Source organism: Yoonia sp. (genome assembly GCF_017854565.1).
Taxonomy (GTDB): domain Bacteria; phylum Pseudomonadota; class Alphaproteobacteria; order Rhodobacterales; family Rhodobacteraceae; genus Yoonia.
The window spans coordinates 1-21538 of the sequence record NZ_JAFMHJ010000044.1; the positions used below are offsets into that span (position 1 = coordinate 1).

A 21538-nucleotide genomic window follows, 5' to 3' on the forward strand; every position below is an offset into this window, starting at 1 on the left:
TCGACGACATTCAGGTTGCCCAGTCCTTCAAGCGCCACATCCTCGTCGTTCTGCCATGCCGCGCCAAAGGCTTGCGCCAGCTTTTCGCCGGACACGCTCATGATTGCCTCGCGATCTGCCTCGGACAGGCTGTCGAATTTGTCCTGATTCATCAGCACCGCGATGACCGACTGGCCCATGCCGCCGGGCACGATGGTGACGTTCTGAAAGATGTCCTTGGTCTTCCAGGAGATCATCGGGCCGTAGCTGAAGAATGTGCCGTCCACGATACCTGTCGAGGCGAGTTCGTAGATTTCGGTCACAGGCTTTTGCACGGTGACGGCACCCATCGCGTCAACGACCAGACCTGCGGTCGCGCTGGGCGCGCGGATTTTCAGACCCTGCATCTGGGACATCTCCGTGATCGGGCCGGGCTTTGTCGCGATATGCGTGGGCGCGGAGGCCCAAGTGGTCAGGACATGCGCGCCTTTGAAGGGCTCGGACGCCGCGATGTCTTCCTGGTAAACCTTGTAGAATGCCGGTGCCAGCGTCGCCTCGTCCGTGGCCACAAGCAGAGGCAATTCGCCGAGTTCCAGAACCGGGAAACGGCCCGGCGTGTAGCCAGGCAACACGATCACGATATCGGCCAGCCCATCGACAACCACGTCGAATTGTTCGCGCGGCCCCTGAACGGTTTTGGGCAGATACTCGACCGTCACCCGACCGTCGGTCGCCTCTTCGACCTGTTTGATCCAGTCGCGCAGCACGGTGTTGGTCGAGTGGCTCTCCGGGAACCATGACGAATACTTGAGTACCGTCTCTGGCTCCGCGAATGCCACATTCGCACCGGTCACAAGAAGCGCCGACAACAGCGCCGATTTCAGGGCTTTTCTGGTTTGCATGAACATTTGGTGTCCTCCCAATAAAAACAGGATCTTGATTGTCCGTACCGGGCCCGATCCTGGGCAGGCCCGGTCGTTTGGGTGAGCTTCATCCGGGGCCGAAAAAGAGCCCCGGCAGGAAGAGGGTGATGGCCGGTATCATGGCGATCAGCAGGATGCGCATGAGGTCGACCACGACAAAGGGCACGATGCCGCTGATGATGGTCCCAAGCCGGACATCGGGCAGAATGGATTTCAGCACGAACAGGTTCATTCCGATTGGTGGGGTGATCAGGCCTATTTCCACCAGCATCACGACAAGGATCCCGAACCAGATCGGATCGAAGCCGAGGCCCACCACGATGGGAAAGAACATCGGCAGCGTCAGCAGCATCATCGCAAGACTGTCCAGAACGCAGCCCAGCAGAATGTAGATCAGGCAGATCACGACCATGACCATGGCCGGGGACAGATTGCTGTCACGCACCACGCTAAGCACGCCGTCATGCGCGCCGGTCAAATTGACGAATTCGGCAAAGATCGAGGCGCCGATGATAAGCGCGAAAAGAACCGCTGTCGTCTCCGCCGAAACGCGGGTGATCTCCACCAGTTCGCGCCACGGCGTGCGGCGCAGCAGGGCAAAGGCAAGCGCACCGCAGGCCCCGATGCCGGAGGCTTCGGTGGCGGTGAAGAACCCGCCGTAGATGCCGCCCAGTACGATGATAAAGAGCACGCAAACCGCCCAAACATTGGAGAGCGCTTCGGTCTTTTCCGCCCGGTCCGCCCGTTCGGCGCGCGGCGCGCGGTCAGGGTGGCGACGCGCCACCCAGTTCACGGCCAGCCCGTAGCCCGCCACGCCGATCAGACCGGGAATGATGCCCGCCGCGAAAAGCTTGCCGATGTGTGTTTCGGTGGTGATGCCGTAGATCACCATGATTATGCTGGGCGGAATGAGGATGCCCAGCGTCCCGCCTGCCGCGACAGTTGCTGTCGACAGGCTGTCGGCATAGCCATAAGACCGCATCGACGGGATGGCCACGCGGCCCATGGTGACGGCGGTTGCCACGCTTGATCCGCAGACCGCGGCAAAACCGCCACATGACAGGATCGTGGCGATCCCGAGGCCACCGCGACGGTGGCCCACGAACACCTGTGCCGCGCGATAAAGTTCGCGCGAGATCCCTGCCCCGGCAACAAGGTTGCCCATCAGGATAAAGAGCGGCACCACCGCCAGATTGTAGGACATGGTCGATCCGACCGCGCTCAGACCCATGACGCTGAAGGCGGGCCGCGTGCCATTGAGCATCGAGTAGCCCACGAAGCCGACAACCGCGAGGGCGATGGCGATAGGAACCCGCATGAAGATCAGGCCCAGAACGACGGCAAATCCGACGGAAGCTTCAAACATTATTCATGACCTATATCCTGGGCCGCGTGGGTGGCCGTGCTGCGGCCGATCAGATGCCCGAGTGCGGCGAGCACAAAGCCGATCGCGGTCAGCGCCGAGAGCACAGCCATGAAGGTGACAACCGGCCCGAGCGGGATGCGTAGATATGCCGTGACATCGCCGTATTGCGTCACCCGCGCCGCCTGCTTCCAAAGCTGCCAACCGATCCCGGCAAAGACAGCCGCCCCCAAGAGGTTTGCCGCAATATCAAGAATGCGACGGACCAGCGTGCCCATGATGTGATCGAACAGATCAACGGTGATATGGCGCTGGCGGAAGGCGATCATCGGGTAGAGCAGGAAGGTCACGATAACGAGGCCGATCTCGGTCAGTTCCGTCGCCCCCGGCACCGGGGCGCGCATCAGGTTCCGGCCCAGCACATCGGCGAGCGTCAGCAGCGCCATGCCGACAAGGACCGCTGCCGCCAGAGATGACGCGATAAGCGAAAGTGTGCGAGCGATCATGCGCCCCTCCATTCCGGTGCGCGTTTTTCGGCAAATGCCCGCGCCCCCTCTTTGGCGTCATCGCTGGCGATGACCCGTTCAAGTATGGCGTTCTGCCGGGTCCAGATGTCGCCTCTGGGCCAATGCCGCGCCTCGTTCACGATTTCCTTGGTCGCCGCGACCGCGAGCGGCGCATTGGCGATGATTTCCTGCGCCAAGGTGCGCGCTCCATCCAACGCGCTGCCGGATGCGGTCAAGCGGCTGACCAGCCCCCAGCGCGCCGCCTCTTCCGCTTCCATCATGCGCCCGGTCAATGCGAATTCGAGCGCGACCTGACGCGGCATGCGTTCGGGTAGCCGGATCAGCCCACCGGAGCCCGCGATCAGGCCGCGCTTGACTTCGGGGATGCCGAACCGGGCCGTTTCAGAGGCCACGATCAGGTCGCAGGCAAGTGCGATTTCAAACCCACCCGCCAGCGCGTATCCCTCAACCGCGGCGATCAGGGTTTTTTGCGGCGGTGCCTCGGTCAGACCGGCAAGACCCCTGCCCTCCAGTTCCACCCGTTCGCCGTTCAGAAACGCCTTGAGGTCCATACCCGCGCAGAAATGATCCCCTGCGCCTGTCAGGATGGCCGCACGCAGGCTGTCATCGCTCTCCAGCCGGTCGATCTGGTCTGCAATCGCCTGTGACGTATCCCGGTCAATCGCATTGCGCCGGTCGGGCCGGTTGATGGTGATGATCAGAAGGCCGTCCGTCACATCGGAGAGGACCGGGGCGGTCATGATGACGCCTCCTGCAACACCGCACGCAAAGCCATCCGGTCGCGGATCACACGCCCCGAGACGACCTTGCCGTCCTGCACCTTGAGGATACCATTCACATGCAGATGCGCGGGGGCGGGAGTTTCGACCTTTGGCAGACCGCTTTCGTATTGGCCGGTCTGAACCGCGTGGAAAACAACTTCGTCGCCCGAAGACAGCAGGCAGTCGATCTCGACCTCCTGTGTCGTAAACTTCAAAGGGTTGCCTGTGATGTGTTCGTCGTCGACACGAATGGCATCGGTATCGAGCGGCCAACCGGTGCAGAGCCAGGCACGCACAATGCGCTCGGCTTCCGGATTGGCGGGGGCAGCTGTATCGTCCCAAGGGGCGACGGCGGGGGCTTCGACGGGATCGCTTTTGCCCGCCTTCAACTGGCGTGCGCGGGTCATATAGTCTTCCTGCGCGACACAGAAGGTCAGGACCGCCCCATCACTGAAATAGATCCCGATCCCGGACCAGCAGGCCGCCCGACCCTTGCTGGCACCATGTTCGCTGAAATAGGCCGCGGCCCACCCGTCACCGGACACAACGTGATGCACTGTCATGGCAAGGCCGGGAAAGGCCTGCATCTGCTGATCCACTGCCGGAAGCCACTCTGTGTCACGCCCGGCAAATACCGTATCCCCGATGCGCAGCGCGTAATCCGGCGCGATGAAATCGGCGCAGGCGGCAGCGTCGTGGCGGTTGAAATAATCCACCACCCAGCGGCGCAAAAGGTGCCGCGCATCGGTCTTGGGGGATTGATCACGCATCCGCAGGCTCCCAAAATTGCTCTCTCAGGATGTGCTTTTGTAGCTTGCCGGAGGCATTGCGCGGCAGGCTGCTGACGAAGGCCACCCGCGTGGGGCACTTGTAACGCGCGATGCGGTTTCGGCAGAATTCGATAATCTCGGCCTCGGTCAGATCTGTAGCGGGTTTGGGCACGATCACAGCCAGCGGCGTTTCGCCCCATTTTTCGTGCGGCACGCCGATCACGCCGCATTCAGCGATGCCGTCATGGGCGTTCAGCGCATTTTCGATCTCGGCGGGATAGATGTTTTCGCCCCCGGAAATGATCATGTCCTTGAAGCGGTCGAAGAGAAAAACATAGCCATCCGCATCACAATAGGCGGCGTCCCCGGTGCGGAACCACCTGTCCTGCGTGATCGCCTCCTGCGTCGCGCTTGGGTTCTGCCAGTAGCCGGGCGTGATCATCTCGGAGCGCAGCCAGATCTCTCCGGGCTTGCCGGGGGCGGCGTCTTTCTCTGTTTCGGGGTCGATGACCCGCAGGTCCACCCAAGGCAGCGGGCGGCCACAGGATTTCAAGAGCTTGGCCTTGTCGCCTTCCAACGCGTGATCCTCGGGGCGCAGTGTCACCACGGTGCCCGCCGCCTCGGTCATGCCGTAGGCGTGCATGAAATTGCAGTCAAAGACCTTCATCGCCTTGGACAGCAGCACATCGCCAATCGGCGCGGCCCCGTACATCAAGAGTTCCATCGCGGACAGGTCGGCAGTTTCCACGCCATCCACCCTCAGCAGTCCCTGCACCACAGTCGGTACGAAAAAGGCATGTGTCACGCGATGGCGCTGCATCAGGTCGATGGCCAGGTCACAGTCCACATCGCGCATCAGGATGGTATGCCCACCCGCCATCATCGTGCTGCTGCCATAGCCGCAGCCCCCGATGTGAAAGAGCGGCATCGCCACAAGGTTCACGCTGGCCCCGGACATCCCCCAACTTTCGGTCGCGAGACGGTAGGTATAGGACATGTTGCGGTTGGTCAGCGTAACGCCCTTGGGCAGTCCCGTGGTGCCGGAGGTATAGAGCAGCAGGATGGGCTCGTCTGGCGTTCCCATGTGCCCCGGATCTTTGGCCGCTGCCGCATCGCGCATGGTCGGATAGCTGTCGTCGAGCGAGATCACATGGTCGTATCGCGTGCGGGCGGTGGCGGTCAAAAGCGCCTCTTCACCAGCGCCGACAAAGATGACCGAGGGTTGACTGACCTTGAGGATCTGGTCGATTTCCGCAGGGGCCAGCCGCCAGTTCAGCCCGACCAGCGTCGCGCCGATCTTGGAACAGCCCAATAGCAGTTCGATGTATTCAGGCCGGTTGCGGCAGAGAATCGCGATGCGGTCGCCCCGCCCGACGCCGAGGTCCAGCAGGAGATTGGCGGCCCGAGAGCTGGCCGCATGCAACTCGGCAAAGCTCTGCGTCGTGCCTTCGAAGGTAAGCGCAGGCGCACCGGGTCGCTGATCCGCGTGGGTGCGGATCACCTGCGCGAAGGTCGCCATATCGGCGGGCGTATGTGCCTGCGGCTGCGACATCAGTAGCTCTTGGGCAGGCCCAGGCTGTGCTGGGCGATGAAATTCAGGATCATCTCGCGGCTGACCGGCGCTGTCTTGTGCAGACGCGCGATGAACCAAAGATCGGCCAACCCGTATTCGAGGGCCATACCGTTGCCGCCGTGGGTCTGAATCGCCTGATCCAGCGCCTCGAGCGAGGCATCTGCGGCGGCGAACTTGGCCATGTTCGCGGCCTCGCCCGCTGCCGGATCGCCCGCGTCGTAAAGTTCAGCCGCCCGCGCCGTCATCAGGCGGGCTTGCTGGACCGCGACATAGGCTTTGGCCAAGGGATGCGAGACCCCCTGATGCGCGCCGATGGGCTGCGACCAGACCTTTCGGTCCTTCGCATATTGCGACGCTTTTTCGAGTGCATAGCGTGCGATGCCGTTGTTGATCGCGGCGGCGCAGACTCGTTCGGGGTTCAGGCCGGCAAAGAGGTTGCGCATGCCCTCGCCTTCGGTGCCGATCAGTGCATCGGCAGGCACTTTCACGTTGTCGAAAAACAGCGTGAACTGGGTTTCGGGCACGGCAAGCGCCGTCTCGATCGGGGTGCGCGTCAGCCCCGGCGCATCCGACGGCAGGATGAACAGCGAAAGCTTTCCGCGCCCCCGCGCGTCGGGCTCACCGGTGCGGGCCACGACCATGATGGCCTCGGATTCGTCCACCGCCGAGGTCCAGTATTTGGTGCCCGACAATGTCCAGCCGTCGCCGTCCTTGCGGGCCGTCGTAGAAATCCTGTGCGTGTTGGTCCCAGCGTCAGGCTCCGTGATGGCAAAGGCCAATCGCTTGGTGCCATTCGCCAGCCCCGGCAGCCATTCCTTTTTGAGTGCTTCGCTGGCATTGGCCTGGATGATCGGCGCGCAGATGGAGCCGATGACGAGCGACAGGATCGGGCAGCCTTGGGCGGCCACTTCCTCGACGATGACGTTGTAATCGGCCAATCCGCCGCCGCCACCGCCGTACTCTTCGTCCACATGCACTCCCAGAAACCCGCCCTGCCCCAAGGCATCCCAAAGTTCGACCGGCTTGCGGCCTTCCTTGACGCAATTCTGGAAATAGGATCGTCCGAAGCCACCGGCGAGCTTGCCGACGTTGTCGCGCAACATCCCGTGATGTTCCTGCGTATCGACCAAGTTGCCCTGAAAAAGTGTCATGCTACCGCCCAGTCCGCCGTCCATATCAAGCCGCCTCCGTCCAGTCGTAAAATCCACGGCCCGTCTTCTGGCCGAGGTCGCCGCGTGCGACCATGTCTTCGAGAATCCGTGGCGGCGCGTAGCGCGGCCCAAGCGTTTCACTCAGCCCGCGCGCGATATCGAGCCGCACGTCCAGCCCCACGATGTCGCTCAGCCGCAGCGGTCCGATGGGGTGGCGGTAGGCCACGACCATGGCCCGGTCGATGTCTTCGGGCGACGCCACACCGTCCTCGACCATGCGGATCGCCTCCATCGCGGCAATCAGGTCAAGGCGGCTGGTGGCAAAGCCCGGGGTGTCGGACACGGTGATCGAGGTCTTGCCGATCGCCTCGGCATAGGCCCGCGCCGATGTGAGGGCAGCGTCACCGGTGGCGGTGCCGCGAATGATCTCGACCAAGGGAAGGGACCAGACTGGGTTGAAGAAATGCATGCCAAAGAAGTTCTCTGGCTCGGCTACGAACCTTGAAAGTTGGTCAATCGACATTGCGCTGGTGTTGGACGCGATCAGTTTCGGTGTTCTTCGCGAAATCGCGCGCAGGACGCTCTCTTTGACCTCCAGCCGCTCTGGCACGGTCTCGATCACCAACCCAAGATCCTTGGGCATTTGCCCTGCATTTTCCAGTGTCTCGACACCAGACGTGACGGCACGCTGCTGTTCCGCGCTGAGCTTGCCGCGCGCGACGCCATTCTCGGTCGCCTTTTCCAGTTGATGGGATACGGCGTCCTGCCGGGCGCTGTCCGGCTCCACAAGGATCGTATCGAACCCCGCTGCGGCAAAGACATAGACCATGCCGGTCCCCATGGTGCCGCCACCGACGATGGCAACCGATCCGCTTGCCTCAGATCGCATAGGATCCTCCGTTGATATGGATGCCTTGGCCAGTGATGTGGCGCGACTTGTCTGACACGAGATAGAGCATCAGGTCCGCGACCTCCTGCGCATCGGCATAGCGCCCGTCCGGGATCGACGACGCGCGTTTCTTGCGCAGCGCCTCGGCATCTTCGGGCGACTGGCCCGCTTCGATGTCGCGCAGCATTTCCGTATCGACCGGACCGGGGCAAACGGCGTTGACGCGCACACCCTTGCGGGCGACTTCGAGTGCTGCGGTCTTGGTGAGACCCATCACCGCATGTTTGCTGGCGATATAGGGGGCCAGATTGCGCGTGCCGACATAAGAGCCGAGCGATGCGGTATTGACCACGGCACCCCTGCCCTGCGCGGTCATGACCGGCAAGACGGCCCTGAGACCCAGAAAGACACCGCGCACGTTCACGGCCATGACCTTGTCAAAAACATCCAGCGGATAGTCGGCAATCGGTGCGACGTCGCCCTGCCAGCCTGCGTTGTTCATGAAGATGTCGACACCCCCGCCCTGCGCGCGCGCCGCACTCAGATAGGCTTCGTGGGCGGCAGGGTCAGTCACATCGGTTTCGACAAAGGTGGCGGCCCCGCCTGCATCGGTGATCTGGCGGACAGTTGTTTCTCCGCCGTCGCGGTCCATATCGGCGACGACAACGAACGCTCCCGCATGCGCCAGTCCAAGGCTGACGGCACGTCCGATACCGCCCGCAGCCCCGGTGACAATCGCCGTCTGGTTTGAGAAATCCCAGGTCATGTCTCAACACGATCCTTTGCAGCGGCAGGCGCGCGGCGCAGCGTGAAACCGGAATAGCCTTCCTTGGCGCAGCTTTCGAGAATGCGGCGATAGTTACGGATGCCGCCGGAATACGGCATGAAGACCCGTGGTTTACCCGCAACCTCGGCCCCGTTGTAATAGGACGCGGCTGTCATATAGAGCGTCTCTTGCGCACGCTCGTTCACATGGGCGACCCAGGCCTGCTCGGCCTTAGCGTCCACCTCGATCTCGACGATACCGTCCGCGTTGGCCTTTTCGATCAGATCGGCAAACCAGTCGGTCTGTTCTTCAATCGACACCATCACATTGCTGAGCAAGGACGGGCTGCCCGGACCGACAACAATCATCAGGTTGGGGAATCCCTGTGTGCCGACACCCAGGTGGGTGATCGGACCGGCGGCCCATTTGTCGCGCAAAAGCTGCCCGTCGCGACCCCGGATGTCCGGTTTCAGAAGCGCACCGGTGAAGGCGTCGAAACCGGTGGCGAATATGACCATATCCAGTTCGTGCAATTTTTCCGACGTGCGCAGCCCGGCCGGCTCGAAAGCCTCAATCGGATGCTCGCGGATGTCGGCCAGCGTGACATTGTCGCGATTGAAAGCCTCGAAATAGCCGCTGTCCACGGAGGGACGTCGGGCGGCGAACGCATGATCGGAAGGGACCAGCTTTGCGCGGACTTTCGGATCCTCGATCCGCTCAACGATCTTGCGGCGCAGGAATTCCGCTGCCGTATCATTCGCGGGCTTTGACAAGAGAATGTCATGATAGCTGAGCGCGAAACCAAAGCCCAAGCGATGATAGGCGGCTTCATAGACCTTTTCACGCTCCGCATCATCGACATCCAGCGCCGATTGGCGGTTCGGCTTGAAGCCTAGGCCGGTCGGCGAATTGAGCGCCTGCTGGCGGCGAGCGGCATAGGTCGCCTTGACCTTCGCGTCTTCCTCATCGCTGACCGGCGCGTTGGCGGCGGGGACCGAGAAGTTTGGCGTGCGCTGGAAAACCGTCAGGTGTTTTGCTGCCTTGGCGATCACCGGGGTCATCTGCATGCCAGAGCTTCCGGTGCCGATGATACCTACCCGTTTGCCCTCGAACGTCACGTCGTGCTTGGGCCAGACGGCGCTATGAATGATCTCTCCCTCGAAATCATCCTGCCCGTCAAAATTCGGTGCCTTGGGCGCAGAAAGCTGACCCATGCACAAGAGCAGATACCGCACGCGGAAGACGTCACCATCGGCTGTGCGAACTTCCCACTCAGCAGCGGCCTCATCGTAATCAGCGCTTTCCATGCGCGTGTTGAGAAAGATGTCCCGGCGCAGATCGAACCGGTCCGCGACATGGTTGATGTAACGCAGTATTTCCGGCTGGGTCGCGTAGCGCTCGCTCCAGCGCCATTCCTGCTCAAGCTCTGATGAGAAACTGTATGAATAGTCGAAGCTTTCGACGTCGCAGCGCGCGCCGGGATAGCCGTTGTGATACCAGACCCCGCCGATCCCGTCAGACACCTCGATGACGCGGACGTCAAGGCCCATACCCCTCAGTCGATAAAGTGCACGAAGTCCGGCAAATCCGGCGCCCACAATCAAGGCATCTAAACGTTTCATATCTCGGCTTCCTCCCCGGACATCCGCGCCTGCATCTTCAGGCTATCAAACATCCTAACAATACTTTTTACATACTCGTCAGTATTTTTCAACATGATTCTTCCCCGGGTCGCATCAGATCTTTGCTTTAACCTGTCTGAGCGCCGGCCATGCCCATCAACATTTCGGTCATGCTTTTCCCGATATCATCAATCTCCAGACGTCCGCCGGGATGATACCAGAAGGTCGACCAGCTGACCGAACCGACAATCGCAAGCGCGGTCATTCCGGGGTCCACGATCTTGAACTCACCGCGCTTCTCGCCTTCGGCCAGCACTTCGGTCAATTGCGCGACGAACCCCTTGCGCAATTCTGCCAGCGCGCGGGAATCCTCGGGCGCGAGGTTCTTTTCCTCGCGCGTGTAGACCGCGATGTTTTTTTGATGTTTCAGGATGGATTTGACGTAACGGTCAAGAAACAGCCGCAAGGTATCACGGGGCCCCAGCTGAAAATCGACCACTTCATCCAGCGACAGCTTGGCGGCCAGAACGCCCCGATGGCAAATCTCGGCCAGCAGTTCGTTCTTGGACCCGAAGTTGGCGTAGATGAAGGGTTTGGTCACGCTGAGCCTGTCAGCCACATCGTCAAGCGTCGCGTTCACATAGCCTTTTTCGTAGAAAAGATCGCAGGCCACGCCGATGGTGCGCTCGCGCTTGAATGCGGCCACTTCTTCGCGGATCTTGAGTTTTGGTGAGGCCTGAGTGGGCATATCCGTTCCGATCACAACTGTTTCGCTTCTCCTGCCACAGAAAACGGCCGAAAGCCTAGCGCGAAAGAATATCGCGGGTTTCGCGCATGTATATCTTGCCGCTTTCCACATCGCTGACCTCGACCTCGTGCCGCACATAGCGGCGCTCGCGCTTGACGAATTTGTCGATGGCTGTTGTCTTGATGCGTACGGTCGCCCCGACAAAGATAGGTGCCAGCAATTCGGTGTCATGAAAGGTATGAATCGACCCGATGGCAAAGGGCTTGGTGTGGTCGAACTGAACCGACAGCACGAAATGCGACATCATAAGGGGTGGCACGATCGCGTTGCCGAAGGGCGATTGCCCGTCGATGCGCCACTCGTTCATCCGCCAGCCTTCGTACCAGGGGGTGTAGTCCTCGACCGCGTCGGCGTAAAGAATGACAAGCTCCGGCGTGATTTCCAGATCGCGCGACAGGACGTCGCCGACACTGACCATGTCCCAATAGGTTTCGCAGTCTTCCTCTAGGCTCTTGATGAAGTCGCGGGTCTGCTTGATCTGCACTTCCGTCATGGGGCGCAGGCTGTCGGTGGCGGGTTTCGTGGTCATTTGCTTGGTTCCTTCAGACATCAACATCGGCCTCGATGAAGCCGACGGTCTTGCGCTCGCCGTCCTCGTTTTCTGCCCAGAGATCGACGGTAAAGCGGTATCCGTCACCTTTGGGCGTCTTGTCGCGCACCTTGCCGTAGGTCGTGATGATTTCGTTCGCGTATGTGGAGGCGACGTATTTGCACTGGATCCGCGCGCCGGTGAAAACCGATGCGCCAAGGTAGTTTACGCACATCTCGGCGATATAGGCCGATGACATTTCGCCGGTCTGGATCGGCGCATCCAGCCCGGTTTCATCCGCGTAAAGCGGGTCCCAATGATTGGGGTTGAAGCGACCCCAAAGCCGCGACCCCATCAGCTGGATCGCCGCCTTCTTCTTTACCCCGATCAGCTCGAAACCGACGGGTGTGTCCTTGGTGATGCGATAGTCGTCATGTGGCACTGGTTTGCCCTTTGTGTTGGAAACATTCATTGATCCGCCAACCCCAGCTCTTGAACTGCGCGTTCGGACAGCAGGAATTTGCGGGCTCGACCTGAGGGCGTGACCGGCAAGTCCTCCAGCGCAATGGGGAGGACATATTTCGGCACTTTGAAGCGCGCGAGGTTCTCGGCGCAAAGCGCCATGAGCGCGTCCGGGGTGACTTTCGGCGCATCGCGCAATACGACAAAGGCAGCCCCGGCTTCGCCCATACGAGTGTCGGGCACCGGGACCACATGCGCCTGCAAGACAGCCGGATGGCGCACCAGCAGGTCTTCGATTTCGGTCGGCATGACCTGCTCTCCGCCGCAGCGATAGGTCTCTTTCAACCTGCCCGAAAGATGCAGATATCCATCTTCGTCAAACCATCCCAGATCACCTGAGCGGAACAGCCCGTTCTTATCGAATGCCGCTTCGGTTTCCTCAGGCTTGTTGTAGTAGCCTGCCGTCACGCAGTGGCCGCGTGCGCGAATTTCGCCCTGCTGTCCCGCGGGCAATTTCTGATCCGTGGCGGGGTCCACGATGAAAATCTCCGCCAGACGGTTCTGTGCCGCCGGATCGCCCGCAGGCCCCGCATCGCGCATCCGGCCATTGGTCGACAGCTTTTCGGCGGGGTCGTCTGGCCGCGTCATGCACATGGTGGCGGTCATTTCCGACATCCCGTAACCGGTTGTCACCTCATCCGGGCCAAGCAGAGCATCAATCCTGTCCCAAATCCCCGCAGGCGACCGCTGACCCGACGAAATCACCGCCCGCAGGCTGGGCAAGTCACGCGGTTTCTGTTCAAGCGCATCGAGGATCGGCACCGTCATTGTTGGCACCAGCAGCACATCGTCCACCTCATGATCTGCGATAGCCGCGATGGTCGCTTCTGGGTCGTAGGCCCGCTGGGGAATGATCGCGCCGCCCACAAAAGGTACGGTCAGCATCCCCTCAATATAGCCATAAACGTGATACATCGGCAGCGAAAAGGTGACGCGCCACCCCCCATCGAACGCCCGCGCATAGACGCTGCCAAAGGCGGCGCGCAACACCATCTCATGTGTCATCAGGACACCCTTCGGCGTGCCGGTCGTCCCGGAGGTATAGATGATGTCGCTGACCGCATGGGCATCCGGGCTGTCAATCCCGTCAAAGGGAGCCTGCTCATCCTCAAGGGCGGCAAAGAGCATCACCTGATCCGGCAGCGGGTCGCCCGACGCTGGAAAAACGACGACCTGCCTGAGCTCGGCAAAGGCATCCCCTCCCCCTTGGCGCGCCCAACCCGGCGCGAGATCGTTCAGGGCGGCGAGGTAATCCAGACCGCGAAACCGGTCCATCGTAATGAGGTAGGCCGCGTCCGACTGCGTCAGGACATATCCGATTTCATCCCCGCGGTTCAGAAAATTGATCGGAACACAGACTGCGCCCAGACGGGAAATCGCATATTTCAGGGCCACGAATTCAACGTAGTTCGCCATGATGACGGCGACGTGATCGCCCGGCGACACACCGATTTTCAGCAGACCCCCGGCGATCGCCTTGGACCGCGCCGCGATTTCCGCATAGCTCCAGCTTCTCTGATCCGTGACGACATAATCGCTGGCCGGAAAGGCACCTGCCGCCTCATCAAGGAGCTGGTGCAGACACATAGGACGCCATTCGGGATAGCGTTCGAGCAAGGCTTTGCGGCGGTCTTCTACGGTTCTCTTCATCGTGTGTCGGGTCCTGCTTCGTCAACTTTTCGGCTGGGCAATCACTTTACAGAACACAAACTGCCAGCTACATTTACTCAAAGCAAGGAAAAAATACTGATGCGTATCACACAAGCTCAGCGAGTGGGGGTCGCAAAGCCAGACCCGGTTTTCGACGACCTTCTGGCCGACCCGCGAAACGAGGTGCGACCGCCACCGACAAGCATTCCGCTGTCCACGCTCAGGCAGGCTGCGGACGAAAGGCTCGCTCTCGCCCCAAAGCGGGACGTCCATTCAAGTGATGACATCACATTGCAGAACGACGGCTGGAGCGTCGCTGCCCGCCTTTACCGACCCAGCAGCGCAGCCGACTTGCCGGTCATTCTGTTTTTGCACGGTGGTGGATGGGTTTGGGGCAGTCTGGAAAGCCACGACAGCCTCTGCAGGTCGCTTTTGCTGGACAGCGGCTGTGCCGTTTTGGCGGTCGAGTACCGGCTCTCTCCGGAAGCGCCTTTTCCGGCAGCCCTGCAAGATGCCAGCGGCGCGCTTGACTGGATCGCAAAAGAGGGCGCGGCGCATGGTCTGGACCCCAACTGTGTCGCACTATGCGGCGACAGTTCGGGGGGCAACCTGGCCCTTGCCACAGCGCTTAGTGCGACAGCCCCGCTCCGTGCGCTTGGGCTGTTCTACCCCCCTCTGGATCCGACGTGCGCAAGCGCATCACAGACCAGCTACGCCACGGATCACCTTCTGTCCCGTGAAGGCATGCGATGGTTCTGGCAACAATATCTGGGCGACTCCTACGACAAGCCGCCGCCGTCGGCCGCGCTGATGCAGAGAGACCTTTCCGGTCTGCCCCCCGTCAGCATCGGCCTGGCCGAATGCGACATCCTGCATGACGAAGGCGTGGTCCTTGCCGAACGGCTCGAAGCCGCCGGAAATCCAGTAAGTCTCCGCGTCTATCCCGGCCAGATCCATGCCTTCGTGTCACTGCCGCATGTCACTCCCGCAGCCGAAGTGGCGATCCGCGAGATGGCCGAAGACATGCGCACCCACCTCTTCGCAAACACTGGACAACAGAACCTATGACCGATTTTTCGCACTACAAGACCATCGACGTCACCCGCCGAAACCGCATCCTGACACTGACGCTGAACCGTCCCGACAAGCTGAACGCTGTGGACAAGGAGATGCACGGCGAGTTGACCCGCATTTTCGCGGATGCCGATGATGATCCCGGATCGGACGTCATTGTCCTGACAGGCGCGGGCCGCGCCTTTTCCTCGGGCGGCGATATCGACTGGATGCAGGAAATGATCGACGAGGGCTTTGGCCAGACCGCCCGCGAAGCCAAGCGGATCATCTTTTCACTGCTGGACTGCGAAAAACCAATTATCGCGCGCCTGAACGGCCATGCCACAGGTTTCGGTGCAACGATGGCGCTCTTCTGCGACGTGATCTTTGCCACCGAAGAAGCCCGCATCGGCGATCCGCACGTCAGTATCGGCCTGACCGCAGGCGATGGCGGCGCGGTGATCTGGCCTCAGCTGATTGGCTATGCGCGCGCCAAGGAATACCTGATGACCGGAGACCTCATCCCCGCAGCCGAGGCGGCCAAGATCGGCCTTATCAATCACGCGGTCCTGGCGGAAGATCTGGACAGCCGGGTGGATGCCTTTGCCGACAGACTTGCCGCAGGTGCGGGCGTGGCGATCCGCACAACGAAAATGTCGGTCAACATCGGCCTCAAAACCCTTGCGGGCAGCATCATGGATGCCTGTCTTGCGATGGAGACGGTCTCGAACGACAGCGCAGATCACCAGGAGGCCGTAAGCGCTTTCCGCGAGGGCAGAAAGCCAGTTTTTACCGGAAACTGAGTCGAGATACGGCCAACTTCTGCCCGCTAATCGACCGTGACATAACCGTCACCCGACTTGATCCTGTGGGTTATCGTATTGGCGACACCCAAGGTCTGCTCAACGAAACACCCCTTCCTGGCCGCCTGAACAAGTGCCATCTGATCCTCCAGCGGCGCGGGACTGTCGAGCAATACGTCGATGTGGAATGACTTGGGCGCGGTTTCATAAATCCGGCCTTTGGGCGTCCATTGCCAGCATACCTCGGCATTGACTGTCAGATCGTCCACCACCACGTCCATCCGCTTCGCAAAGGCGCGGATTTGCGTCATGATGCAGCCCGTCAGTCCGGCAATAAAAAGCGCTAGTGGCGGCGGGGCAGTTGCGTCGCCTCCGTGAAACGGTCCTTCATCGGTGGCCATGCTGAACCGTTCCACCATCGGTTCCGTCATGGTCACATCCAACTCGTTGCGCATCTTGCCAACGGCGCGACCCTCACAGGTGAAAGTCACGGTCAGCGGGAATTTTGGCTGATCGACCATCAGAAATTCACCTTGCTCAAGCCCTTGAGGCCCAGCATCGCACGGGCTTCATCCGGCGTAGCGATCTGGTTGCCTTGGGTCTCGAGAATCCCCCTGATCTTTTCGACCTGCTGGGCGTTCGAGGTCGCCAACTCCCCGCGCGCGATGAACAGTGAATCTTCCAGACCGACGCGGACGTGCCCGCCCATCTGCGCACCGACTGCGGCCAGCTTCATCTGTTGTGCACCGGCACCGATGACGGACCACTGGTAGGCATCGCCAAAGAGCTTGTCGGCGGTGCGCTTCATGAACACCAGATTGTCGATGTCCGCCGCGATCCCGCCAAGGATACCCATGACGAATTGCAGGAATATCGGCGCTTTGAACATGCCCCGATCAAGACAGAATTTCAGATTATACAGATGCCCGACATCGTAACATTCATGCTCAAACTTCACACGATGCTCAGGCCCACCAAGGGCATCCGCCACCATGCGAATGTCTTGAAATGTGTTTCGGAAGATGTTGTTTTCGGAGCCGCGAATGTACCCCTCCTCCCAGTCGTTCTTCCAATTGTCGTATCTATCCGCCATTGGGTGCAGCGCGAAATTCAGTGACCCCATGTTGAGGCTGCACATTTCTGGGCTGTACGCACGTGCGGCGGGGATGCGCTCCTCCACGGTCATGGTCGGGTGGCCGCCGGTTGAAATGTTGATGATCGCGTCCGTCTCCGCCTTGATGCGAGGCAGAAATTCTGCAAAATGTTCCGGGTCTACCGTGGGCGCACCTGTGTCGGGATGACGCGCGTGCAGGTGAAGGATCGCCGCCCCGGCCTTGGCCGCCGCGATGGCCTGTTCCGCGATCATTCCGGCGTTGATCGGTAGTGCGTCAGACATGGTCGGCGTGTGAATGGCACCCGTTATGGCGCAGGTAATGATGGTCTTGGCCATGCTCTACTCCTCAAAGATTGCGACGGCGCGGGTAAAGCCCGCCGAGGCCGCCTTGATTTTAAACGGGAAGCATGACACCAGAAATCCGTGCCCCGGAAGCTGGTCCAGCTGTGCCAGCTTTTCGATGTGGCAATAACCGATTTCCATGCTGGCGCGGTGCCCTTCCCAGATGATCGACGCGTCCTTGTCGCGGGCATACCGCTCGGCCGTGATGCTGAACGGGGCGTCCCAGCTCCACGCGTCGGTGCCCGTCAAACGCACGCCGCGTTCCAGCAAATACATGGTCGCATCGCGCCCCATGCCGCAGCCACGCCCAAGGTAATCAGGGTGGCCATACCGCGCGCCAGCGGATGTGTTCACCAACACGATATCCAGCGGCTTGAGGTCGTGATCAATTCGCTTCAACTCCGCTTCGACGTCCTCTGGCTGTACGATATAGCCGTCGTCAAAGCTGCGGAAATCCAGTTTCACGCCATTGCCGAAACACCATTCCAGCGGCACTTCGTCGATGGTGATCGCCCGCTCTCCGTTGTTCATCGTGGAATGGTGGTGATAGGGCGCATCCAGATGGGTGCCGTTGTGCGTGGCGATGTTGAGCCGCTCGATTGCCCAGCCTTCGCCGCCGGGCAATTCGTCCTTTTGCAGACCTTCAAAGAAGCTGGCCACCTGCCCCGCCGTCTGGTCATGGGCTAAATATTCGATCTGCGGCAGCATCATGTCGGGGTCCGACTGGATATCCGCCTCAAGCGCGACGGAAAGATCAATAAAACGTCTGGGCATAGGCACGTCCTTTTAAAGCATGAAGGTGGTAATGGCGGGAAACGCGATCACGATCGCAAGACAGATCAGCATCGTCACCACAAAAGGAGCCGCGCCGATAAAGATATCGGCCAGCTTGATGGAAGTATCGTCCAGCGTCGATTTAATGACAAAAACCGAGATGCCGAAGGGCGGCGTCAACAACCCTATCTCAATTGCAATAACCGTCACGATCCCAAACCAGATCAAGTCTACGCCCATCGGCTGCAGAACCGGGAGCATCAAAGGTACAAGGATCAGCATGATGGAGGATGAATCAAGGATCATCCCGAACAGGATCACCACCAGACAATAAAGACTTATCAGCGCAATCAGCCCCAGTTCAGCGTCCGTCACCAAGGCACCGAAACTTCCCGGCAGACCGGAAAACGCCAGCATCCGGCTATACATCTGGGCGGCGATGATCAAGAAACAGACCGATGCCGTGACCAGCCCAGTTTCCACCAGTATCCGCCACAGGCTGCGCAGCGATAGCGTGCGTTTGATGAACCCAATCAACAAGGCACCAACCGTCCCGATGGCCCCCGCCTCGACCGGCGTGAACAGCCCTGCATAAATACCGCCCAGCACCAGCGCGATCAGCAAAGTGATCGGCAGACCCTTGGCCAGCAGTTCCGTACCGGTCAGGGCTTCGTCGTTCTGACTTAGGTTTTCACCTACAAAACGCGGCGCGAAGGTGGCCAGAGCGATGGTGCCGACCCCGAATAGCACCGCCAGCAGCAACCCCGGCCCGACGCCAGCAACGAACAGATCGCCGATGCTTTGTTCGGTCAGCAAACCATATAGGATGAGCAGCAGGCTGGGCGGGATCAACATACCCAATACGGACGAGCCTGCGACCAGCCCCACGGAAAACCGCGCGGTGTAACCGTGGCGGCGCAACTCCGGCACTGCGATCTTGGTAAAGACAGCCGCTGACGCGATGGAAATACCGGTGATCGCCGCGAAGATCGTGTTGGCGGCGATAGTGCCAAGGCCGAGGCCGCCCTTGACCCGTCGGAACGCGGCGTTGGCCACGTCAAACGCGTCGCGCCCCATGCCGCTTTCGCTGACCACGAAACCCATCAGCACAAACAACGGCACCACGCCGAAAAAGTAGGAGGAAATCGCGTCATTCGCCGCCAGCCCCAGCATCTTGGACGCCAGCAGCGGCGATCCCTTGATCGCCCACACCCCGACAAAGGAGGAGGCGATCAATGCAACGGGCACATACATGCCCAGGAGCACCAGCAATGACATCACCGCCAATGCGATCAGCCCGATGTCGAACGGCGTCATCTAAGGAACCTGCGTAAAATGCGCGCCCCGAATTGTAGTGCCAGCAAAATACATCCCAGTGCCAGCATCGCCTTGATCGGCCATGTCGGTGCGGTGAAATCTCCGACCGCACCGACGAAATCACCGCGTGTCCAGGACCGTGTCATCATCGGCCAGTGCGCGTATAGAATGACAGCCATCACGGCCATTCCGGTCAGATCGAACAACGTTTCCAGACCCTTGGCCAGTGACGGAAACCGCGCATGCAGGATATCAATCACCCCGTCGCTACGCGTCATGCGCCCGGCTTTGAGCGCCTGCGGTGCCTGTAGAAAAACAATCGCCACGATGGAAAGGGAGACCATTTCAGGTACGCCGGATATCGGTGCGCCGAAAAGGTTGCGCCCCAGCACGTCTGACGCAATCAGTGCCACCAATCCAAGGATCAGCAACGATCCGACCAAGTTGCTGATCTGTGTCAGCCAGTCGAGAGCGGTCAAAAGGCGGGACTGTGGTGCCCCGCCTGCTTGGTCTGTCGCTATCACTCTTTATCCCAATCGCGCAGCGGTGTGGCTCCGGCGTCCCGCATCGACTGCATGTAGAGCTGGAGAATTTCAGTGCCCGGCTTGCTTTCTGCGTCCAGACCTGCGGCCCATTCCTGCGCGGCATTGGCCATTCCCGCAGCCCACGCTTTGCGCATCTCGTCAGACGCATCGGTGATTGTGGCACCATTTTCGCCCATCATCTTGATCGAAGTGGCGACACCTTCTTCAAGCGAGGCCAGATACCATTCACGCGCAGCGTCTGCACCAACGGTCAGCGCCGCCTTCACCTCCTCAGGCAGAGCGTTATGCCAATCCGCGTTGGCACAAAGCCCACCCGCAAACTGCGCACCAAGCCCCGCGCGGGTCACATAGGGTGCCACCTCGTAGAGCTTGCCGGGAAGCGCGGCGGATGCGAACACGATCACCCCGTCATACACACCCGTCTTCAATTCGTTGTAATACGTTGTCAGATTGCCCGACACACCCACAGCACCTGTCCCGGTCAGCCAGTTCAGTGCGGCACCCGGTGCGGCAATCTTGCGGCCTTCGAGATCAGCTAGGCTGTTCACTTCAAAATTGGTCATCAGCAAGTAGTCGTCGATCCCGATGGGCGCCCCCAGATAGACAACTCCATTATCGTAATATGATGCCGTCATGCGCGCATCTTCGCGGTGCAGCCTGTCCATCAGTTCGGACACCTGCCGCGGATCATCACTGACGAAAGGTGTGTAATAGGTGACGTTCTGCACGCCAAGCTTGGATGGATCAAACAGCGACTGGCAGATGCCGATCTCTGCCAAACCTGCCTCCACGGTTTCCAACTCGTCCCCCACCTTGGCAATGGAGCCGCCGTATTGTCCATCAAAAGTGATCGTGTGGCCGGACCCTTCGAGCGCGGCCTGCACCTGCGGCGCAAAGGATTCGTCGACCATTTTGACCCAGCGAAACACGCCGGGGTGCCCCGCAACGACTGTCGCAGTGAAATCTTCCGCCGTAGCCATGCCTGCGACACATGCCAGCGTTGCCGCTGTCGTCCATTTCTTCCAATTCATCTTCGTTCCTCCCAGTTAAATTATGATTTCTTTACGTCTTGCTCAGCGCCTGCGCGCCGCCGATGACAAAACGCACAAGCGTGTCAATCAGGGTATCGGTGTCCAGCTGCGTTTCGACATCCATCAACCGTTCCATCCGCCCGTCCCGCGAAATGACCGACGCCAGAACGCCAAGGGCCACTTGATAGGTCACACCCGCAAGGGCACGGTCCATCCCTGCCCGCGCCATCGCATCCAGGAACAGATGCGCCGTTGGGTCATAGCATTCGCGCACCAATTCCTGATCCCGTTCTCGCCCGACGATCAGCCCCGCAAAGATCCGCGCATAGGCCTTGCCCCCACCATCGGGGCCCAATGTGGGGCGGAACAGGGCATCGAGTATCCGCGCAAGCGCGTCGGCAGCCGACAAATCAATCTGATCCAGCAACGCACGCCTGCCGATGTTGATTTCTCTGGACCGATGGCGGATCACCTCGGCATAGAGCCGCTCTTTGTTGCCATAGTGATAGTGCAACAACCCCTGGCTGACCCGCGCACGGGTCGCGATGCTTCTCATGCCGGCACCTTCAAAACCGGCTTCGGCGAACTCAATCTCTGCCGCTGCCAAAATACCGCTTTGTGCAGGTGCAAGGTTTTCGATCTGGGGTGATGGCACAGATGTCATTGCGCAACGCTACATACTGACTGACCGATCAGTCAAACGATTCTGGTAGGGAAACCGGTTTT

23 protein-coding genes are annotated in these 21538 nt (G+C 60.4%); 2 read left to right on the forward strand and 21 right to left on the reverse strand.

Annotated features, from left to right (window positions below):
- The 14 genes from QZ196_RS14375 to QZ196_RS14440 form a co-directional block, all read right to left on the reverse strand.
- Positions 1–881, reverse strand: an 881-nt coding sequence (locus QZ196_RS14375) for a TRAP transporter substrate-binding protein (RefSeq protein WP_296427602.1), incomplete at its 3' end; no start/stop codon positions are given.
- An 88-nt stretch (positions 882–969) separates the two neighbouring features.
- Positions 970–2268, reverse strand: a complete 1299-nt coding sequence (locus QZ196_RS14380) for a TRAP transporter large permease (protein ID WP_296427604.1) — start codon at positions 2266–2268, stop codon at positions 970–972.
- Entirely contained in the window at positions 2268–2771 is a 504-nt protein-coding gene (locus tag QZ196_RS14385) for a TRAP transporter small permease (protein ID WP_296427607.1), read from the reverse strand. The genes QZ196_RS14380 and QZ196_RS14385 overlap by 1 nt, the downstream gene beginning before the upstream one ends.
- A complete protein-coding gene (locus QZ196_RS14390) occupies positions 2768–3532 on the reverse strand; it encodes a crotonase/enoyl-CoA hydratase family protein (protein ID WP_296427609.1) in 765 nt (254 codons plus the stop codon). Before QZ196_RS14390 ends, QZ196_RS14385 begins: the two co-directional genes overlap by 4 nt.
- Positions 3529–4323, reverse strand: a complete 795-nt coding sequence (locus tag QZ196_RS14395; RefSeq protein ID WP_296427611.1) for a nuclear transport factor 2 family protein — start codon at positions 4321–4323, stop codon at positions 3529–3531. Before QZ196_RS14395 ends, QZ196_RS14390 begins: the two co-directional genes overlap by 4 nt.
- Positions 4316–5875, reverse strand: coding sequence for a long-chain-fatty-acid--CoA ligase (locus tag QZ196_RS14400; protein ID WP_296427614.1), 1560 nt, complete (start codon positions 5873–5875; stop codon positions 4316–4318). The genes QZ196_RS14395 and QZ196_RS14400 overlap by 8 nt, the downstream gene beginning before the upstream one ends.
- On the reverse strand, positions 5875–7047 hold the full coding sequence (locus QZ196_RS14405; protein WP_296427616.1) for an acyl-CoA dehydrogenase family protein: 1173 nt from the start codon (positions 7045–7047) through the stop codon (positions 5875–5877). The genes QZ196_RS14400 and QZ196_RS14405 overlap by 1 nt, the downstream gene beginning before the upstream one ends.
- Positions 7048–7072: 25 nt before the next feature.
- On the reverse strand, positions 7073–7936 hold the full coding sequence (locus QZ196_RS14410) for a 3-hydroxyacyl-CoA dehydrogenase NAD-binding domain-containing protein (protein WP_296427617.1): 864 nt from the start codon (positions 7934–7936) through the stop codon (positions 7073–7075).
- Positions 7926–8702, reverse strand: coding sequence for an SDR family NAD(P)-dependent oxidoreductase (locus tag QZ196_RS14415; RefSeq protein WP_296427620.1), 777 nt, complete (start codon positions 8700–8702; stop codon positions 7926–7928). Before QZ196_RS14415 ends, QZ196_RS14410 begins: the two co-directional genes overlap by 11 nt.
- Positions 8699–10324, reverse strand: coding sequence for an NAD(P)/FAD-dependent oxidoreductase (locus tag QZ196_RS14420; protein ID WP_296427622.1), 1626 nt, complete (start codon positions 10322–10324; stop codon positions 8699–8701). The genes QZ196_RS14415 and QZ196_RS14420 overlap by 4 nt, the downstream gene beginning before the upstream one ends.
- Before the next feature lie 127 nt (positions 10325–10451).
- On the reverse strand, positions 10452–11072 hold the full coding sequence (locus QZ196_RS14425) for a TetR/AcrR family transcriptional regulator (protein WP_296427623.1): 621 nt from the start codon (positions 11070–11072) through the stop codon (positions 10452–10454).
- Positions 11073–11127: 55 nt separating this feature from the next.
- Positions 11128–11661 (reverse strand): MaoC family dehydratase, encoded by a 534-nt coding sequence (locus tag QZ196_RS14430; RefSeq protein ID WP_296427624.1) that lies wholly within the window; start codon positions 11659–11661, stop codon positions 11128–11130.
- 13 nt (positions 11662–11674) lie between these two features.
- On the reverse strand, positions 11675–12103 hold the full coding sequence (locus tag QZ196_RS14435) for a MaoC family dehydratase (RefSeq protein WP_296427626.1): 429 nt from the start codon (positions 12101–12103) through the stop codon (positions 11675–11677).
- A 26-nt stretch (positions 12104–12129) separates the two neighbouring features.
- Entirely contained in the window at positions 12130–13833 is a 1704-nt protein-coding gene (locus QZ196_RS14440; protein WP_296427628.1) for a class I adenylate-forming enzyme family protein, read from the reverse strand.
- A gap of 99 nt (positions 13834–13932) precedes the next feature.
- Between QZ196_RS14440 and QZ196_RS14445 the strand changes: the two genes are divergently transcribed.
- Both QZ196_RS14445 and QZ196_RS14450 read left to right on the forward strand, forming a co-directional pair.
- Positions 13933–14901: an alpha/beta hydrolase gene (locus QZ196_RS14445; protein WP_296427630.1), complete on the forward strand. Its 969-nt coding sequence runs from the start codon at positions 13933–13935 to the stop codon at positions 14899–14901.
- Positions 14898–15689, forward strand: coding sequence for an enoyl-CoA hydratase-related protein (locus tag QZ196_RS14450; RefSeq protein ID WP_296427631.1), 792 nt, complete (start codon positions 14898–14900; stop codon positions 15687–15689). Before QZ196_RS14445 ends, QZ196_RS14450 begins: the two co-directional genes overlap by 4 nt.
- Before the next feature lie 26 nt (positions 15690–15715).
- On the opposite strand, the gene QZ196_RS14455 is transcribed toward QZ196_RS14450, so the two are convergent.
- The 7 genes from QZ196_RS14455 to QZ196_RS14485 are packed head-to-tail and all read right to left on the reverse strand — an operon-like array spanning position 15716 to position 21476.
- A complete protein-coding gene (locus QZ196_RS14455) occupies positions 15716–16210 on the reverse strand; it encodes an OsmC family protein (RefSeq protein ID WP_296427633.1) in 495 nt (164 codons plus the stop codon).
- Positions 16210–17139: a 3-keto-5-aminohexanoate cleavage protein gene (locus QZ196_RS14460; protein WP_296427635.1), complete on the reverse strand. Its 930-nt coding sequence runs from the start codon at positions 17137–17139 to the stop codon at positions 16210–16212. Before QZ196_RS14460 ends, QZ196_RS14455 begins: the two co-directional genes overlap by 1 nt.
- 3 nt (positions 17140–17142) lie before the next feature.
- Positions 17143–17919, reverse strand: coding sequence for a cyclase family protein (locus tag QZ196_RS14465; protein WP_296427637.1), 777 nt, complete (start codon positions 17917–17919; stop codon positions 17143–17145).
- Positions 17920–17931: 12 nt separating this feature from the next.
- Positions 17932–19236, reverse strand: a complete 1305-nt coding sequence (locus tag QZ196_RS14470; RefSeq protein WP_296427638.1) for a TRAP transporter large permease — start codon at positions 19234–19236, stop codon at positions 17932–17934.
- Positions 19233–19760, reverse strand: a complete 528-nt coding sequence (locus QZ196_RS14475) for a TRAP transporter small permease subunit (protein ID WP_296427640.1) — start codon at positions 19758–19760, stop codon at positions 19233–19235. The genes QZ196_RS14470 and QZ196_RS14475 overlap by 4 nt, the downstream gene beginning before the upstream one ends.
- Positions 19757–20812 carry a C4-dicarboxylate TRAP transporter substrate-binding protein gene (locus QZ196_RS14480; protein WP_296427642.1) on the reverse strand — a complete coding sequence of 352 codons (1056 nt, stop codon included), beginning with the start codon at positions 20810–20812 and terminating at the stop codon, positions 19757–19759. The genes QZ196_RS14475 and QZ196_RS14480 overlap by 4 nt, the downstream gene beginning before the upstream one ends.
- A gap of 31 nt (positions 20813–20843) precedes the next feature.
- Positions 20844–21476, reverse strand: coding sequence for a TetR/AcrR family transcriptional regulator (locus QZ196_RS14485; RefSeq protein WP_296427644.1), 633 nt, complete (start codon positions 21474–21476; stop codon positions 20844–20846).
- Between the last annotated feature and the right edge of the window lie 62 nt (positions 21477–21538).

Bases quoted from the DNA above. Each gene is read 5' to 3' on its own strand.
- QZ196_RS14465 (WP_296427637.1), bottom strand. From the start codon at position 17,919: ATGCCCAGACGTTTTATTGATCTTTCCGTCGCGCTTGAGGCGGATATC.
- QZ196_RS14485 (WP_296427644.1), bottom strand. From the start codon at position 21,476: ATGACATCTGTGCCATCACCCCAGATCGAAAACCTTGCACCTGCACAA.
- QZ196_RS14410 (WP_296427617.1), bottom strand. From the start codon at position 7,936: ATGCGATCTGAGGCAAGCGGATCGGTTGCCATCGTCGGTGGCGGCACC.
- QZ196_RS14425 (WP_296427623.1), bottom strand. From the start codon at position 11,072: ATGCCCACTCAGGCCTCACCAAAACTCAAGATCCGCGAAGAAGTGGCC.
- QZ196_RS14380 (WP_296427604.1), bottom strand. From the start codon at position 2,268: ATGTTTGAAGCTTCCGTCGGATTTGCCGTCGTTCTGGGCCTGATCTTC.
- QZ196_RS14385 (WP_296427607.1), bottom strand. From the start codon at position 2,771: ATGATCGCTCGCACACTTTCGCTTATCGCGTCATCTCTGGCGGCAGCG.
- QZ196_RS14390 (WP_296427609.1), bottom strand. From the start codon at position 3,532: ATGACCGCCCCGGTCCTCTCCGATGTGACGGACGGCCTTCTGATCATC.
- QZ196_RS14445 (WP_296427630.1), top strand. From the start codon at position 13,933: ATGCGTATCACACAAGCTCAGCGAGTGGGGGTCGCAAAGCCAGACCCG.
- QZ196_RS14405 (WP_296427616.1), bottom strand. From the start codon at position 7,047: ATGACACTTTTTCAGGGCAACTTGGTCGATACGCAGGAACATCACGGG.
- QZ196_RS14420 (WP_296427622.1), bottom strand. From the start codon at position 10,324: ATGAAACGTTTAGATGCCTTGATTGTGGGCGCCGGATTTGCCGGACTT.
- QZ196_RS14480 (WP_296427642.1), bottom strand. From the start codon at position 20,812: ATGAATTGGAAGAAATGGACGACAGCGGCAACGCTGGCATGTGTCGCA.
- QZ196_RS14460 (WP_296427635.1), bottom strand. From the start codon at position 17,139: ATGGCCAAGACCATCATTACCTGCGCCATAACGGGTGCCATTCACACG.
- QZ196_RS14395 (WP_296427611.1), bottom strand. From the start codon at position 4,323: ATGCGTGATCAATCCCCCAAGACCGATGCGCGGCACCTTTTGCGCCGC.
- QZ196_RS14450 (WP_296427631.1), top strand. From the start codon at position 14,898: ATGACCGATTTTTCGCACTACAAGACCATCGACGTCACCCGCCGAAAC.
- QZ196_RS14430 (WP_296427624.1), bottom strand. From the start codon at position 11,661: ATGACCACGAAACCCGCCACCGACAGCCTGCGCCCCATGACGGAAGTG.
- QZ196_RS14400 (WP_296427614.1), bottom strand. From the start codon at position 5,875: ATGTCGCAGCCGCAGGCACATACGCCCGCCGATATGGCGACCTTCGCG.
- QZ196_RS14455 (WP_296427633.1), bottom strand. From the start codon at position 16,210: ATGGTCGATCAGCCAAAATTCCCGCTGACCGTGACTTTCACCTGTGAG.
- QZ196_RS14470 (WP_296427638.1), bottom strand. From the start codon at position 19,236: ATGACGCCGTTCGACATCGGGCTGATCGCATTGGCGGTGATGTCATTG.
- QZ196_RS14415 (WP_296427620.1), bottom strand. From the start codon at position 8,702: ATGACCTGGGATTTCTCAAACCAGACGGCGATTGTCACCGGGGCTGCG.
- QZ196_RS14440 (WP_296427628.1), bottom strand. From the start codon at position 13,833: ATGAAGAGAACCGTAGAAGACCGCCGCAAAGCCTTGCTCGAACGCTAT.